This window comes from Magnetospirillum sp. 15-1 (assembly GCF_900184795.1).
Lineage (GTDB): Bacteria > Pseudomonadota > Alphaproteobacteria > Rhodospirillales > Magnetospirillaceae > Phaeospirillum.
Map to the genome: position 1 here is coordinate 356,911 of NZ_FXXN01000028.1, position 15,644 is coordinate 372,554.

16 protein-coding genes are annotated in these 15,644 nt (G+C 66.6%); 5 read left to right on the forward strand and 11 right to left on the reverse strand.

Annotated features, from left to right (window positions below; translation table 11 throughout):
• Positions 1-142: 142 nt before the first annotated feature.
• Both typA and CP958_RS23020 read right to left on the reverse strand, forming a co-directional pair.
• Positions 143-1,963: a translational GTPase TypA gene (gene typA / locus CP958_RS23015; protein ID WP_096704524.1), complete on the reverse strand. Its 1,821-nt coding sequence runs from the start codon at positions 1,961-1,963 to the stop codon at positions 143-145.
• A 10-nt stretch (positions 1,964-1,973) separates the two neighbouring features.
• On the reverse strand, positions 1,974-2,990 hold the full coding sequence (locus CP958_RS23020) for an adenosine kinase (protein WP_096704525.1): 1,017 nt from the start codon (positions 2,988-2,990) through the stop codon (positions 1,974-1,976).
• 188 nt (positions 2,991-3,178) lie between these two features.
• Between CP958_RS23020 and CP958_RS23025 the strand changes: the two genes are divergently transcribed.
• Together CP958_RS23025 and CP958_RS23030 are read left to right on the forward strand one after the other, a co-directional pair.
• Positions 3,179-3,853, forward strand: a complete 675-nt coding sequence (locus CP958_RS23025) for an EI24 domain-containing protein (protein WP_096705009.1) — start codon at positions 3,179-3,181, stop codon at positions 3,851-3,853.
• Positions 3,850-4,269: a hypothetical protein gene (locus CP958_RS23030; protein ID WP_096704526.1), complete on the forward strand. Its 420-nt coding sequence runs from the start codon at positions 3,850-3,852 to the stop codon at positions 4,267-4,269. Before CP958_RS23025 ends, CP958_RS23030 begins: the two co-directional genes overlap by 4 nt.
• A 114-nt stretch (positions 4,270-4,383) precedes the next feature.
• Here CP958_RS23030 and CP958_RS23035 read toward each other — a convergent pair whose 3' ends face one another.
• The 3 genes from CP958_RS23035 to CP958_RS23045 all read right to left on the reverse strand — a co-directional run bounded on the left by CP958_RS23035 (position 4,384) and on the right by CP958_RS23045 (position 7,056).
• Entirely contained in the window at positions 4,384-4,860 is a 477-nt protein-coding gene (locus tag CP958_RS23035) for a TNT domain-containing protein (protein WP_242443094.1), read from the reverse strand.
• Positions 4,861-4,990: 130 nt separating this feature from the next.
• Positions 4,991-5,446 (reverse strand): TNT domain-containing protein, encoded by a 456-nt coding sequence (locus CP958_RS23040; protein ID WP_096704527.1) that lies wholly within the window; start codon positions 5,444-5,446, stop codon positions 4,991-4,993.
• Positions 5,447-5,541: 95 nt separating this feature from the next.
• The gene (locus CP958_RS23045; RefSeq protein WP_096704528.1) at positions 5,542-7,056 is read right to left on the reverse strand and encodes a UbiD family decarboxylase; all 1,515 of its coding nucleotides are present in this window, start codon (positions 7,054-7,056) and stop codon (positions 5,542-5,544) included.
• Between the two features lie 193 nt (positions 7,057-7,249).
• Between CP958_RS23045 and CP958_RS23050 the strand changes: the two genes are divergently transcribed.
• Both CP958_RS23050 and CP958_RS23055 read left to right on the forward strand, forming a co-directional pair.
• Positions 7,250-9,025, forward strand: coding sequence for an HD family phosphohydrolase (locus tag CP958_RS23050; RefSeq protein ID WP_096704529.1), 1,776 nt, complete (start codon positions 7,250-7,252; stop codon positions 9,023-9,025).
• A 3-nt stretch (positions 9,026-9,028) separates the two neighbouring features.
• Positions 9,029-9,550, forward strand: coding sequence for a dihydrofolate reductase family protein (locus tag CP958_RS23055; RefSeq protein WP_096704530.1), 522 nt, complete (start codon positions 9,029-9,031; stop codon positions 9,548-9,550).
• Here the strand turns inward: CP958_RS23055 and CP958_RS23060 are convergent.
• The 3 genes from CP958_RS23060 to CP958_RS23070 are packed head-to-tail and all read right to left on the reverse strand — an operon-like array spanning position 9,535 to position 12,815.
• Entirely contained in the window at positions 9,535-10,836 is a 1,302-nt protein-coding gene (locus tag CP958_RS23060) for a TAXI family TRAP transporter solute-binding subunit (RefSeq protein ID WP_096704531.1), read from the reverse strand. The two genes, CP958_RS23055 and CP958_RS23060, sit on opposite strands and share 16 nt — an antisense overlap.
• A 21-nt stretch (positions 10,837-10,857) precedes the next feature.
• A complete protein-coding gene (locus tag CP958_RS23065) occupies positions 10,858-12,444 on the reverse strand; it encodes a CopD family protein (protein WP_096704532.1) in 1,587 nt (528 codons plus the stop codon).
• 11 nt (positions 12,445-12,455) lie between these two features.
• Positions 12,456-12,815 (reverse strand): copper resistance CopC family protein, encoded by a 360-nt coding sequence (locus CP958_RS23070; protein WP_096704533.1) that lies wholly within the window; start codon positions 12,813-12,815, stop codon positions 12,456-12,458.
• Between the two features lie 159 nt (positions 12,816-12,974).
• On the opposite strand from CP958_RS23070, the gene CP958_RS23075 reads away from it, so the two are divergent.
• Complete coding sequence (locus CP958_RS23075; RefSeq protein ID WP_096704534.1) at positions 12,975-13,958, forward strand: glycosyltransferase family 2 protein; 984 nt, start codon at positions 12,975-12,977, stop codon at positions 13,956-13,958.
• Here CP958_RS23075 and CP958_RS23080 read toward each other — a convergent pair.
• From CP958_RS23080 to CP958_RS23090, 3 genes are read right to left on the reverse strand one after another with little or no spacing between them, the layout of a single operon-like run.
• Positions 13,945-14,334 (reverse strand): hypothetical protein, encoded by a 390-nt coding sequence (locus CP958_RS23080; RefSeq protein WP_096704535.1) that lies wholly within the window; start codon positions 14,332-14,334, stop codon positions 13,945-13,947. The genes CP958_RS23075 and CP958_RS23080 overlap by 14 nt on opposite strands.
• Positions 14,335-14,347: 13 nt before the next feature.
• Positions 14,348-14,755: a bacteriohemerythrin gene (locus tag CP958_RS23085; protein WP_096704536.1), complete on the reverse strand. Its 408-nt coding sequence runs from the start codon at positions 14,753-14,755 to the stop codon at positions 14,348-14,350.
• Between the two features lie 49 nt (positions 14,756-14,804).
• On the reverse strand, positions 14,805-15,572 hold the full coding sequence (locus CP958_RS23090; RefSeq protein WP_096704537.1) for a class III extradiol ring-cleavage dioxygenase: 768 nt from the start codon (positions 15,570-15,572) through the stop codon (positions 14,805-14,807).
• Positions 15,573-15,644: the final 72 nt, after the last annotated feature.

Below are 15,644 nucleotides of genomic sequence, written 5' to 3' on the forward strand. Positions count from 1 at the left end.
CCGGCACAGGGCGCCTTCCTTTGGGACGGCGCCCTGTGTCGTTTCCGGTGGTGGGGCGCTTTCCTCTCGGAAGATGCCCCGAGTCGTTTCGGGTGTTCACCCCACAAAGAAGAAGGGCGACCCTTGGGGCCGCCCTTTTCGCTCAGTCGTTCTTGGCGGCGCGATCCGCCTTCTTGCGCTCGTTGGGGTCGAGCAGGCGCTTCCTGAGGCGGATGGACTTGGGCGTCACTTCCACCAGTTCGTCGTCCTCGATATAGGCGATGGCCTGTTCCAGGCTCATCTTGCGGGGCGGCGTCAGCTTGACCGCCTCGTCCTTGCCCGAGGCGCGGACGTTGGTGAGCTGCTTGCCCTTCAGCGCGTTGACCTCGAGGTCATTGGGGCGGTTGTGCTCGCCGATGATCATGCCTTCGTAGATCTTGACGTTGCCGGTGATGAACATGGCGCCGCGCTCTTCCAGGTTCCACAGCGCATAGGTGACCGCGTCGCCCTGACCGTTGGAGATCAGCACGCCGTTGCGACGGCCCTCGATGGCGCCCTTGTAGGGGGCGTAGCCGTGGAACATGCGGTTCATCAGGCCGGTGCCGCGGGTATCGGTCAGGAACTCGCCGTGATAGCCGATCAGGCCACGGGCCGGGGCCAGGAAGGTGACGCGGGTCTTGCCGCCGCCCGACGGACGCATGCCGGTCAACTCGGCCTTCCTGAGGCTCATCTTCTCGACCACGGCGCCGGAATACTCGTCATCGACGTCGATGAACACTTCCTCGATGGGCTCGAGCCGCTTGCCGGATTCGTCGGTCTTGAACAGAACGCGGGGACGCGAGATGGACAGCTCGAAGCCCTCGCGGCGCATCTGCTCGATCAGCACGCCCAACTGCAGCTCGCCACGGCCCGACACCTCGAAGGCATCCTTGCCGGCGGTCTCGCGGATATGGATGGCGACGTTGGACTCGGCCTCGCGGGCCAGACGGGCGGCGATCATGCGGCTCGTGACCTTGTCGCCTTCCTGACCGGCCAGCGGGCTGTCGTTGACCGAGAAGGTCATGGACAGCGTCGGCGGGTCGATGGGATTGGCCTTGAGGGGCTCGGTGACCTCGGGGGCGCAGATGGTGTCGGCCACGGTCGGCTTGGTCATGCCGGCGATGGCGATGATGTCGCCGGCCTCGGCGAATTCCACCGGCACGCGCTCGATGCCGCGGAATGCCAGCAGCTTGCTCATGCGGAAGCTCTCGAGCAACTGGCCGTCATGGGACAGGCCCTTGACCTGCATGTTCAGCTTGGCGGTGCCGGAATAGATGCGCCCGGTCAGCACGCGGCCGAGATAGGGGTCGGCCTCCAGCGTGGTGGCCAGCATGGAGAACGGCGCCTCCAGGTCGCGCTTGGGGGCCGGCACGTGGCGGACGATCAGGTCGAACAGCGCCGACAGGTCCTTGCGCGGGCCTTCCAGCGAGTCGTCGGCCCAGCCGTCGCGGCCCACCGCGAACATGGTGGGGAAGTCCAGCTGGTTGTCGTCGGCATCCAGCGCCGCGAACAGGTCGAAGCATTCGTCGTGGACTTCGTGGGGACGGGCGTCGCCGCGATCCACCTTGTTGACCACCACGATGGGGCGCAGGCCGAGGCCGAGGGCCTTGCCGGTGACGAACTTGGTCTGGGGCATGGGGCCCTCGGCCGCGTCGACCAGCACCACGACGCCGTCCACCATGGACAGGATGCGTTCCACCTCGCCACCGAAGTCGGCGTGGCCGGGGGTGTCGACGATGTTGATCCGCACGCCCTTCCACTCGACCGAGGTGCACTTGGCCAGGATGGTGATGCCGCGTTCTTTTTCCAGGTCGTTGGAATCCATCACGCGTTCAGCGACCTGCTGGTTTTCGCGGAAGGTTCCCGATTGCCGCAGCATGGCATCCACCAGAGTGGTCTTGCCGTGGTCGACGTGGGCGATAATGGCGATGTTGCGCAGTTCCATGGGACTCGTCTTACCGGAGATTTTCGAAGATATGGGGACCCAGCTTGGCGCGGGCCAGATCCTTGAGCGAACGCTCGGGCCGGGCACCGAAATGGGAGATGATTTCGCCGGCGGCGATGCCGCCCAGCATGGCGCAGGTGGCGAGGTCACGCCCCTGGGTAAAGCCGAACAGGAAGCCGGCGGCATAGAGGTCGCCGGCACCGGTGGTGTCGACCAGCTGGTCGATATCGTCGGCGGCGACCACCTGGACCTCGTCCTCGGTCACCACCACCGAGCCCTTGTCGCCCCGGGTCACGGCGGCGACGCGGCAGTGGCCGCGCACGGCGCGCACGGCCTCGTCGAAGGACTCGGTCCTGTACAGCGAGCACAGCTCGGCCTCGTTGGCGAACAGGATGTCGATGTGGCCCGACACCAGATCGAGGAAGGCGTCGCGGTGGCGGTCGACGCAGAAAGGATCGGACAGCGACAGCGACACCAGACGGCCGGCGCCGTGGGCGGCGGTGGCGGCCTTGAGGAAGGCGCGCTTGGCCTCGGGCGGGTCGTAGAGATAGCCCTCGAGATAGGTGACCTCGGCCCCGGCGATCACGCCGGCATCAACGTCGTCGGGCCCCAGCTCAACGCAGGCGCCCAGATAGGTCAGCATGGTGCGCTGGGCGTCGGGAGTGACCAGCACGAAGCAACGCGCCGTCGAGGCGCCGTCGCTGGCCGCCCTGGTCTCGAAATGCACGCCGGAATTGCGGATGTCGTGGCGGAAGACCTGGCCCAGCTGGTCGTCCTTGACCTTGCCCACATAGGCGGCGCGGCCGCCCAGGGCGGCGATGCCGGCGATGGTGTTGGCGGCGGACCCGCCCGAGCATTCGATACCGGGCGGCAGCTGGGTGTAGATGGCCTCGGCCTGCTCGGCATCGATCAGGGTCATCACGCCCTTGGTCAGGCCGAGACGATGCAGCAGCAGGTCATCGGCATGCACCAGTACATCAACGATCGCGTTGCCGATACCGGCGACGTGAATGGTCTTGTCCGCCATGGCTAGATACGGGCCTTCTCGCAAGGAAAGTCTGTGCCCCCGGCGCACGGGCGCCATTTCCTGAGGCATTTTGCGGCGCAGTATAGCCATGGAGCCGCCATAAACAACAAAAACCGCCTTGACGCTTGGCGAATGGCCCGGCGCGTGCTTGAATCGACCGTTTCCCCGCCATGTCGCCGCCGGATTCCATGACCATCCCCGCCGCCCTGTACAAGGCCTTCGCCCAACTGAGCGACCCCCGCCTGCGCCGTATCCTCGGCTTCGGCGTGGCGGCGGCCCTGGGCTGTTGGCTGGTGCTGGCCCTGGCCGCCTCGGCGGCGCTGCGGCAGATCCACTGGTTCGACAACCACTTGGCCGACGTCAGCGCCGGAATCGTCCTGGGGCTGACGGCCCTGCTGCTGCCCATCCTGTTCTTTTCGGCGCTGGCCACCTTCGTCATGAGCTTCTGGCTGGACGACGTGGCCGACATCGTCGAGGCCGAACACTATCCCCATCTCGGTCCGGCGCGGGAGATGGGCTGGGCGGAAATCCTGCGTCTGTCCACCCGCTTCCTGCTGGTGATGGTGCTGATCACCGCCGTGGCGGCGCCGATCTATCTGGCCCTGCTGTTCCTGGGCTTCGGCATCATCCTCAACTATGCGGTCAACGGCTACCTGCTGGGGCGCGAGTATTTCGAGGTGGTGGCGGCGCGACGGCTGGAGCCCGAGGCCATGCGGGCGACCTTTAGCAACAACCTCGGCCGCCTGTGGCTGTGCGGCGCGGCCATCAATCTCCTGTTCCAGATTCCGCTGCTCAACCTGACCGCCCCGGTGGTGGCCACCTCGTTCATGGTCCACGTCTTCCAGTCCCTGAGGAAAGAATGATCAAGCGTTTCGGTTCGTTGTCGCTCCTGCTCCTGGCCGCCGCCTGCAACGGGGCGGGCGGCTCGGCCACGACCGGCGGCCCGGTCACCAGCGTGTCCGGCGCCGAAAACGAGGAGCAACTGGCGCTGATGACGCCGCCCGCTCCCGGCACCATGGCGCCGTCGGCCCTGAAGGGCATGAGCGCCGCCGCCATCCGGCGCGCCCTGGGCAAGCCGGGCTTCGTGCGCCGCGACCCCCCGGCCGAGATCTGGCAGTACCGGGTCAAGGTCTGCACGCTGGACCTGTTCCTTTACGAGGACAAGGGCCGCATGGCCGTCGCCCATTACGCGGTGCGCGCCCCCAATGGCGGTTTCATGGGCGATGCCGCCTGCCTGGACGAGGTCCTGGCCCGCCGCGACGGCACGCCCACCAGCTAGAGCGGCGCGCCTCAAATATGAGGCGGGCCGCTTCAGCGCCCGTTGAGGGCGCGGCCAAGGGCGCGGATGCGCCCGCCCGGCGAAGGAAAATGATAAGGCCGTCGCATCCCGGCTTCAGCCGCAGGACGGACGTTCGGCCTCCGTCACCTCGATCGTCCCCTCGGACAGCAATTGGGCCGCGGTGGCGGTGGTGCGGAACTGGGGAGCGCCGCCGCGCTGGCCGAACCAGGCCGGGGTCTTGCTCGACCAGGCGACCAGCGGCTTGACGACCCGGTAGCTGAAATAGGGCGCGCCGGCGCAGTCATAGGGCAGGGCGCGGCCCGAATAGGCGGTGCCTTGCGGATTGAAGCGGTTTTCCGTCTCGCAGCCGAAGCGGTCGATCACCATGCCCGGCGGCAGGACCACGGTGATGGTGATCTCTGAACTCCATTCATGGGTCGGCCAGCGCAGGTTGCCCTTGCTGTCCTTCCAGCGGCTGGAGATATCCGGGCGGATATCTCCCCCGCTGCAATCGGCCAAGGCCGGCGTGGCAACGGGCAGCCAGCCCAGCATGGCAAGGGCGGCGGCAGTCAGCGGCGATCGCATGCGCATGGATTATTTCCCCCGAACTCACCCCCGGGGAAAATCATGCTCTAAATGGTAAAAGCGGTCACGCCAATACAACTATATCTTGCGGAAGGGGCGCTACGACCGGCGCCATATACCCTCCCTGCCGACAGGGCTATTTTGGGCAGGCGGGCCGCTCGGCGTTCACCGTCTCGATCACCCCGTCGGCCAGCAATTGGGCCACGCTGGCGTCGGTCTGGAATTGGGTGGCGCCGCCCGGCTGGCCGAACCATGGCGCCGCCTTGGCCGTCCAGGCCAGCAGCGGCCGCACGACGCGATAGGTGAAATAGGGCGCCGTGGCGCAGACATAGGGCAGGGCGCGGGCCGAGAAGGCCGCACCCCGCGGGCTGAGGAAGTTGCCTGTTTCACAGCCGTAGCGGTCGAGAATCATGCCGGGGGCCAGCACCACCGGCGTGGCGGTACCGGCGGCACCGTCGTTGGGCGGCCAGATGACCCTGCCCTCGGTGGTCTTCCACTTGGCCAGAACTTCCGGCGGTGTGCAGTCGGCGAAGGCCTGGCCGGCCAGCAACAGGAACGCGGCGAATGCCGTCAGGAACGAAAGTCGGCGCATCAGGACATCTCCCCCGGTTGATCGGGAGATGATGACTCAATCGGAGAAATATGTCACCGACTCACAACCAATTCATAATTGAGGCGCGATGTGTCTCATCGCCAGATGGGCTTTCCAGATCCCGGCAATCCGTACTCGGCCCAGCGCTCGCTGACCTGATCGACCACGTCGTCGCTCATGCGGATCTTCTCGCCCCATTCGCGGTGGGTCTCCGGCGGCCACTTGTTGGTGGCGTCCAGGCCCAGCTTTCCCCCTAAGCCCGATTCCGGGCTGGCGAAGTCCAGGTAATCGATGGGGGTGCCCTCGACCACCGTGATGTCGCGGGCCGGGTCCATGCGGGTCGAGATGGCCCACATGACGTCCTTCCAGTCCCGCGCATTGATGTCATCGTCCACCACGATGACGAACTTGGTGTACATGAACTGCTTGAGAAAGCTCCAGATGCCGAACATCACGCGCTTGGCGTGGCCGGGATAGGCCTTCTTGATGGAAACCACGGCGATGCGGTAGGAGCAGCCCTCGGGCGGCAGCCAGAAATCGACGATTTCGGGGAATTGCTGCGCCAGCAGCGGGATGAACACCTCGTTCAGCGCCTCGCCCAGCACGCTGGGCTCGTCCGGCGGCCGTCCGGTGAAGGTGGACAGATAGATGGGGTCGCGGCGCATGGTGATGGCCGAGATGCGAAAGACCGGGAACTCCTCCACCGAGTTGTAATAGCCGGTGTGGTCGCCGTAGGGGCCTTCCGGTCCGCTCTCGTCCAGCATGACGTGGCCTTCCAGCACGATCTCGGCCTCGGCCGGGACCTTCAAGGGCACCGTCTTGCAATCCACCAGTTCCAGCTTCTTGCCGCGCAAGAGGCCGGCGAACTGGTATTCCGACAGGGTCTCGGGCACCGGGGTCACGGCGGCGATGATGGTGCCGGGGTCGGCGCCGATCACTACCGCCGCCGGCATGGGCTGGCGCTTTTCCTGGCCCCAGCGCTGGAAGTGCTGGGCGCCGCCCCGATGCTTCAGCCAGCGCATCAGGGTGGTGTTCTTCCCCGTCACCTGCATGCGGTAGATGCCCAGGTTGAAGTTGTCGCGCTTGTCGTCCTCGGGGTGCGGTCCCTGGGTCACCACCAGCGGCCAGGTGATCAGCGGCGCCGGCTCGCCCGGCCAGCAGCCCTGGATGGGCAGTTGCGACAGGTCCACCTGATCGCCGGTCAGCACCACCTGCTGGCAAGGCGCCGAACCTACCGTCTTGGGGCGCATGGCCATCACGGTCTTGGCCAGCGGCAGCATTTCCAGGGCTTCCCGCCAGCCGCCGGGTGGCTCCGGCTGCTTGAGGAAGGCCAGGGTCTCGCCCACCTCGCGCAATTGGGCGGGCTCGCGGTCCATGCCCCAGGCCACCCGCTCCACCGTGCCGAACAGGTTGACCAGCACCGGCATGGGGTATTTCGAGCCGTCGGCGCGCACCACGTTCTCGAACAGTACCGCCGGGCCGCCCTCGGCCAGCAGGCGGGTCTGGATCTCGGTCATCTCCAGGTGGGGTGATACCGGCGCGCTCACCCGCTTCAGCCGGCCGGCCTTTTCCAGGCGGGAGATGAAGTCGCGCAGGGATTCGTAGGGCATGGGGAACGTCTCCTGAGGTGCGGCCAACAGGGGAATACGATCCCGCCTTGCCGTCAAGGCTCACATGCCCCAGATAAAATACTGCCGCAAATGTGACGATATGTAGTGTTCTTACCCGACTTCACGTCACCGTCAATTCGGCGTAGGCTTTTGAGGGGTTATCGCTTGATCCGCCCATAAGGGATAGACGTCTATGGCTTCGGTCCATAAGAAAGAAGAACGTTATCGGACTCTGATCGAGCTGGGCATCGCCCTGTCGGCCGAGCGCAACCACAACCGCCTGATGGAGAAGATTCTCCAGGGCGCCAAGAGCATGTGCAACGCCGACGGCGGCACGCTCTACCTGATGACCGAGGCCAAGGACGGCTTGCGCTTCGAGATCATGCTGAACGACACGCTGAACATCGCCATGGGCGGCACCACCGGCAAGCCCATCCCGTTTCCGCCGCTTCGGCTGTACGACGACCAGGGCGAGCCCAACCACAAGAACGTGTCCAGCTCGTGCGCGCTCACCGGGCAGACGGTCAACATCGCCGACGCCTACGACGTGGACAAATACGACTTCACCGGCACCAAGGCCTTCGACGCCAAGACCGGTTACCGCTCCAAATCGTTCCTCACCGTGCCCTTGAAGAATTACGAGGGCGAGGTGATCGGCGTGCTGCAGCTGATCAACGCCCGCGACGGGCGCAACCGTATCGTGGAATTCGGTCCCGACATCACGCCGCTGATCGAGGCCCTGGCCTCCCAGGCGGCGGTGGCGCTGGACAACCAGCGCCTGATCGAGGCCCAGAAAAACCTGTTCAAGAGCTTCATCCAGGTGATCGCCGGGTCCATCGACGCCAAGAGCCCCTATACCGGCGGCCACTGCCACCGGGTGCCGGCCATCACCTTCATGCTGGCCCAGGCGGCCTGCGACCAGACCGACGGCCCCTTCGCCGATTTCTCCCTGACCGAGGAGGAATGGTACGAACTGGAGGTTTCCGCCGGCCTGCACGATTGCGGCAAGGTCACCACGCCGGAATACATCGTCGACAAGGCCACCAAACTGGAGACCATCTACAACCGCATCCACGAAGTGCGCATGCGCTTCGAGGTGGCCAAGCGGGACACGGTCATCACCTATCTGGAAGGCCTGGTGGCCGGCGAGGAGAAGGCCGAGACCCTGAAGGCCCGCATGGACGGGGACCTGGCCCAGCTGGAGTCCGACTTCGCCTTCGTGGCCGAGTGCAATGTGGGCGGTGAATTCATGGCGCCCGACAAGGTCGAGCGTCTGAAGGCCATCGCCGAGCGCACCTGGGTCCGCACCCTGGACGACACCATGGGCCTGTCCCTGGACGAGACGCGGCGGCGTACCGGCGACGAGCCCAAGCCGCCGGTGGTGGAGAAGATGCTGGCCGACAAGGACTGGCACATCGTCCCCCACGAGATCAACGTGGACGTCAGCCGCTACGAGGCCGAGGGCTTCAAGATGAAGCCGCTGGAGCACCGCTACAATCTGGGCGAGCTGTACAATCTGGCCATCGGGCGCGGCACGCTGACCGCCGAGGACCGCTTCAAGATCAACGACCACATCGTCCAGACCATTTTCATGCTGAAGGCCCTGCCCTTCCCCAAGAATCTGGCCCGCGTCGCCGAATGGGCCGGCGGCCACCACGAGAAGATGGACGGCACCGGCTATCCCAAGGGCCTGAGGCGCGAAGAGATGTCGCTGCCGGCCCGCATGATGGCGGTGGCCGATATCTTCGAGGCGCTGACCGCCGCCGACCGGCCCTACAAGAAACCCAAGACCCTGTCGGAATCCCTCAAGATCATGTCGTTCATGGTCAAGGACCAGCACATCGACAAGGAATTGTGGGAACTGTTCCTGACCTCCGGTGTCTGGAAGGATTACGCCGAGAAGTACCTGCGCCCCGAGCAGGTGGATTCGGTGGACGTCACGGCCTACCTGCCCAAGGCGGCAGAGTAGGGCATGGCCGCCGGCTTTCGCGTCTACATCGCCGCCAGCCTGGACGGTTACATCGCCGATGCCCAAGGCTCCATCGCCTGGCTGAAGCCGTTCGATTCCATCGATTACGGCTTCGACGAGTTCATGGAGCATATCGGCACGGTGGTGATGGGCCGCACCACCTACGAGCAGCTGCATGCCATGGGGCACTGGCCCCACGGCGACAAGCGCTGCATCGTGGTGACGTCGCGCTCCATGGAGACCGCCCCCGATAACGTCGAGCCGTGGCTGGGCGATCTGGCCCAACTGGTCGCCGAACTGAAGGCGTCGTCCGCCGGCGACGTCTGGGTGGCGGGCGGGGCCAAGGCGTTGCGCGCCTTCCTCGATCTCGGCGCGGTCGACCATTTCGACCTGTTCGTCATGCCGGTGCTGCTGGGCAAGGGCCGGCCGCTGTTCGAGCCCAGCGAGCGCAACGGCCGCATGACCCTGCTGGGCGCCAAGACCTACATCAACGGCGTGGTGCGGCTGAGCTACGTGGTGGGTTGATTCCGTCTGGCGGTGTTCAGCGCCTCGCGCGCCGAATCGTAGGCCAGGCGGAAGGCGTCCAGCCCGCGCGGCGAGATGGTGCCGTCGGCCAGCCCACCCAGCACCTCGTCGAGAACGGCTTCCAGCTCGGCCTCAACCGTGTCCAGTTCGCCCTTGCTGCGGGAGGTCCGCGCCCGGTCGCGCAGCTCCATCAGCGCCTGGGCGCGGCGGCCGGCATGGACGGGGGCGCTGCGGAACACCGCGCCGTAGAGGGCGGCGGCGCCCGATCCCAGGATACCGGCCACCGACAGCCCCACATAGAGCAGGTCGGAATAGCGGTCGAAGAAGGTCTTTACTTCGCTGGCCACGTATTGGTCGGCGCCGGGATGGACGGCGATCAGCGCCCCCTTCTCGGTGCTGGGCGGCTCGATGCGGGTGGCGAAGTTCTGTTCGACGGCCAGTTGGCGGCCGCTCTCGAACAGGGCGTGCATCAGTTCCACCACCTGGGTATCGGGCATCTTGGCGCGGGCCACCAGGACGCGCTGCAGCGCCACGGTCTCCAGTTCCTCGTCGGGAATGCGCGGCGAGCCGACCAGCAGCCCGGCCTCCAGGGTTTCGGCGTAAAGGCCGGGCAGCTTGCGCTCCAGGGCCTTGGCGTCGCCGATGGCATGGACGCCGAAGCCCTTCAGCTTCTGCGCCAGTTCCTGGAAATCGTCGGCGCCCGACAGGCGCGACAGCGGCTCGACGATCACCGCCAGGTCGGCGCCGCCGCCGGGGGCGAGCAACTGGTCCAGCGGCGCGCGGGGCGGGACGGTGCGGATGTCGATAAGCTTGGGGTCGTGCTTGTACTGCTCCAGCAGACGGCGGACGAAGGCCTCGTTGCGGCCGTCGCGCCCCACCACCACCACGTGGCGGCGCTCCATGTCGGCCAGCGACCTGAACTTGCTCTTGGGAGGGGTGATCAGTAGCACCACCTCCTCCTCCAGGATGGCGATGGCCCGCGCGCTGGGCGGGATGCGGCGCTCGTCGGTGCGCACCACCACCAGATCGGCCTCGTGCTGGGCGAAGCGCGACAGATTCTGGGAGCCGGCCTCGTTGACCAGCAGCTCCAGGCGGATGGAGGCGTGGTTGTGGGCCAGCACCTCGGCCAGCTTGCGGGCGAAGCGATGCTCGGGGGCGGTTTCGGGGCCGACGGCGATGGTGACGATGGTGGGCTTGTAATACCAATAGCCGACCGTGCCGACCACCAGGGCGGTCAGCGCCAGAGTGAGGGCGGCGAGAAGCAGGATCTTGGTGCGGTTACGCATGGAGCCTGCCCCGCCTCTCCATCACGGCAATTCCCGATAGAATATCAGCAATAGCCCGACCATGGAGAAGCAGACCGGCCACAGCAGGCCGGCGATCCGCCGGGCCCGGCCGTCGCCCCTGATCTCCAGCCAGCGCAGCCAGCCCGACATGACGCCGAACAGGCCCATGGGGATGTGGCTGAACTCGATCAGGAAACGCTCCTTGACGTCGGTCAGCGTGTGGTTGTGGACCAGCAGCAGCCCGGCCCCCACCGCGCACAGGATGGGGAAGATCAGCGCGGCGCGCTCGCTCTTGAGGCGCCCGGTGCGCACCGCCCATTCGAACAGGCCGAAGGGGAACAGCAACAGCCCGACCACCCGGTGCTGGAACACCTCGGGATCGGCCAGGGTCTCGAAGAAACCGTGCGGTCCGATGGGCCAGCTTTCCGGGTCGGAGCGGACGATGATGGCGCCGCCGATCACCAGGAACAGCAGCGGCCAGTGCCGGGCCGGCCCCACCCCCATGCGCTGCGCCATGGCGCCCAGGCCCATGGCCAGCACGAAGATGCCGGCCCAGTTGTGGTTGAACTCGGACCACATCTTGTCGGCGGTGATGGATGCGGCGGTCTTCTCGATGCTGATCGACAGGGTTTCCGGCGGCGGGCTGACCAGGCGCGGCGCCCGCACCGGCGCCATGCGCTCGACGATCTCCATGATCGTCGCCTGATGCTGGGTCTGGTCGGCGGCGGGCGGCTGCGAGGCCATGGAGGCGGCGATCATCAGCACGGTGATGCCGACGCCGATCTCCACCTCGGCGAAGCGGCGCAGGCGAAATTGTCCCCTGTCCTCGGCCTCCGAGCGGGTGGATTTGCGGTTCATGGCGGCGAGCAGCAGCAGCACCGACAGCAGGGTGATCTTGGCCCCGGTCATGATGCCGTAGGCGGTGCCGATCAGGGCGCCGGGCGTGGCGATGTAGCCCCAGGCCAGCATGGCGGCCCCCACCAGCAGTAACCCCACCGCCCCGGTGAACAGGTGCGAGAAGCGCATGCCCACCATCAGGCGGTCCTTGGAGGCGCTCACATGGGACAGGGCCAGCAGCATGAAGGGAATGCCGCCGATCCACAGGGAGGCGCCGGCCTGATGCAGGGCGTCGGCCAGGATGTAGTAATTGCGGTCGTCGACCCGGGCGAAGGCGTGGCTGGACATCACCGAGGCGCCCAGCACCACCACCGCCAGCAGCGCCAGGGACGGGACCTGGGCGGGGTTGCGGTCCATGCGCGCCGCCACCGCCAAGGCGAGGGCGGTGATGACCATGATCATATTCCACTGGACGAAATCGGCGCCCATGGCGTCCGAGGGCTGAATTCCCAGCCCGGCCACCAGTTGGGCGAGAGTGGCGAAGATGGAAAGACCGGCCACCACGGCCAGGGCAAGGCCGCCCTTGGCGGTCCAGGAGAGGCCGGTGCGCTCCATGGCGACGACACGGCCGCCCAGCCGCGCCGCCATCGGCCGGGTGAAGCCCAGCAGGAACAGCACGCCGCCCAGGATCACCGATTGGGCGGTGAGCTGGAGCCCGCGCAGGATGACCGCGAAGAAGGCCAGGATATCGGGGGGCAGGGTGGTCAGCATGACATCGCGCCTTAGGGGGCGATGGTCAGGAAGGGAACCTGGCCGCGGCTGACATGCCCGTCCACCGACAGCACGTCCCAGAACAGGATGTAACGGCCGGGAGCCAGCCCTTCGGCGCGGGCGGTCAGTTCGGCCTCGGTGGCGCCCTGCTGCGGGGGCAGGGTCTTGGCCCCACCCGGCCCCTTGAGGGAGAGGCGCGAACGCCTGGCGTCGATGCGGCTGTTGTAGCGCAGGTGGAATTCCACCTTGTTGCCCACCACCTCGGCCTCGGCGGGCGGCGTGGAGTCCACCAGCACGGCGTGGGCGCGGGCCTCGGCGGCGGCCAGCAATCCCACGGCCATCATCAGCGGAAACAGCACGGACTTGATCATCGGGCGAAGGTTCCGGAACGGTCTCAAATATCGGTCTGACCGTGCCATGGACCAGCGTTGCGGGCAAGTCCGCAGCGTAAGGGGAACCCGCAAAGCTGCGTTGCCCCGACGTGCCCATGGTGACATGCTTGGGGAAACGATCTTGTCGGACGGACGCCCATGACCGCGAATTCGCAACGGATTTCGCCCCCCACCCTGTCGGTGGTCATTCCCTGCTACAACGAGGGGGAAAACGTCGCCCTGCTGTTCGCCCGGCTGCTGCCGGTGCTCGACGGGCTTGGCGTATCCTTCGAGGTGGTCTGCATCAACGACGGCTCGCGGGACGACACCCTGGACCGCCTGCTGGAGGTTCAGAAAGGGGACGCCCGCCTGAGAATCATCGACCTGTCGCGCAATTTCGGCAAGGAGAAGGCCCTGTCGGCCGGACTGTTCCACTGCCGGGGCCTAGCGGTGGTGCCCATGGACGCCGACCTGCAGCATCCGCCCGAGGCCATCGCCGACATGCTGGCCAAATGGCGCGAGGGCTTCGAGGTGGTGTTCGCCCGGCGCGACGCGCGCACCGGCCAGACCCTGTCGGAGAAGCTGTTCGCCAAGGCCTTCTACTGGGTGTTCGATCACCTGTCGGACGTGCACCTGCCGCGCGAGGTGGGCGATTTCCGCCTGATGGACCGCAAGGTGGTGGACACCATCAACCAGATGCCCGAGCGCTCGCGCTTCATGAAGGGTATCTTCGCCTGGGTGGGCTACCGCCATGCCGAGATCGTCTACCGCCAGGGCGAACGGGCGGCCGGCACCACCAAGTTCAATTCATGGAAGCTGCTGCGCTTCGCCTTCGACGGCCTGACCTCGTTCTCCAACTTTCCGCTGCGGGTCTGGGGCGGCATCGGCGCCATCATCTCGTCGCTGGCCTTCCTCTACATCGTCATCCGCCTGATCCGCACCATGATCTGGGGCATCGACGTGCCCGGCTACGAATCCACCCTGATGTCGGTGCTGTTCCTGGGCGGCATCCAACTGCTGACCCTGGGCATCATCGGCGACTATCTCGGCCGGGTGTTCGACGAGGTCAAGGGCCGCCCGCTGTTCATCATCCGCCAGCTCTACGAGCCGGGCGGCAAGGGCGACGGCGCTACCAATCCCTGAACACCAGATTACGGGCGCCGGTCATGCAAACCATCCGCATGACGCCCGGCCGGTCCGGGCTTAAGGGACAGATCGTGAAGTCGCCATAGGCCGCCTTGGAACAGGGAGGCTCCGAGAACATCGTCTCTTCGAGCGACGGGGGCAGGAGATGGTCTCCGGCCGGATGGGAATTGGCGGCCACGACGCCAAGAATCCGCTTGGTTCCGATCACCCAGATGCGGACGGTGGGAACCCCTCCACAGGCGGTCAGCCGGCCATGAACGGTGAAGCACTCCCCCACCCGTGCCGGGCTGGCGGCGCAGGCCATCTCTTCCGCCGTGGCCGGCGCCAGAGGCAGGAACAGGACGGCCAGGGCGAGGAGGGCCTGCCGGGCCATGGCCGCGCCCCGCTCACACCGCCGGATGGTTTTCGGCATAGGGCCGGTAGCGCAGATCCTTGCCGATGATGTGGCGCATCAGCCACTTGGACAGGAAGTCCAGGGTCTCCGACGCGGTCACCGAGGCCGGATTGTCCTGGTGGCGGCTTCGCATCTCCAGGACCTCCTTGACCATGGCGCGGTGCACCGCCTGATGCTCCTCCAGGTCGGGATAGGAACAGGCCGCCAGCAGCTTCTCCTCCTCGGCGAAGTGATAGCGGGTGTAGTCCAGCAGGTCGGCCAGCACGCTGTCGACGGCGGCGGCGGCGTCGCCGCTCATGGCGTCGAACACCTGATTGATCAGTTCGATCAGTTTCTTGTGGTGATCGTCCATGCGCGGGATGCCGACGCTCAGGTTCTCGGTCCACTGCAGATAGGACATGCCGCCCTCCCCGGTTCAACTTTGACCAACTCTAACATGGCTCGGGTCTTCACCGGAACCCGTAGGCGTCCATGGCCAGCACGCCGGAATCCACGCCGCGATGCAGCCGGGTCGCCTCGCCATGGGCGGCGGCGCCCAGGGCGACGAAGAAGGGCAGCAGGTGTTCCTCGGTCGGGTGGTTGTGCTCGGCATGGGGGGCGCGGGCGCGGTAGTCCAGCAGGGCCGCCACGTCGCCCCGCTCGGCGGTTTCGGCCAGCCAGGCGGTGAATTCCGCCACCTGGGGTTCGATGCCGGCGGTGACCTTGCGGCGGAAATAGTCCTCGAGATTGTGGGTGGCGGCGCCCGAGCCGATCACCAGCACGCCGTCGGCCACCAGCGGCGCCAGCCGGCGGCCCAGAAAGTAATGGTGCGCCGCCCCGGCCCGGGGCTGCACCGACATGGGCACCACCGGCACATCGGCCTCGGGCCACATCAGGCTCATCACCGACCAGATGGAATGGTCGATGCCGGCGCCGGGGTCGCGGCGGCAGACGGCGCCCAGCCGGTCGGCGGCCTGGGCCGCCACCTCCGGCGCGCCGGGCGGCGCGTAGGCCAACTGGTACAGTTCGGCGGGGAAGCCGTAGATGTCGTTGATCTTGTCCGGCCAGGCGGCGAAGCCCAGGACCGGCTCGCGCGTCTGCCAGTGGGCCGAGGCGACGATGACGGCGCGCGGACGGGGCATGGTGCGGCCCAGATCCTTCAGGAACTGCCGGGTCGGGGTATCCTCCAGCACCATCATGGGCGAGCCGTGGGACAGGAACAGGGTGGTGAAATCCATGATCTTTCCTCCAATGGGGAAAGAATACGCTTTCCGGCGCCTCGGCAACAATGCAGGATGATTTAAACACAT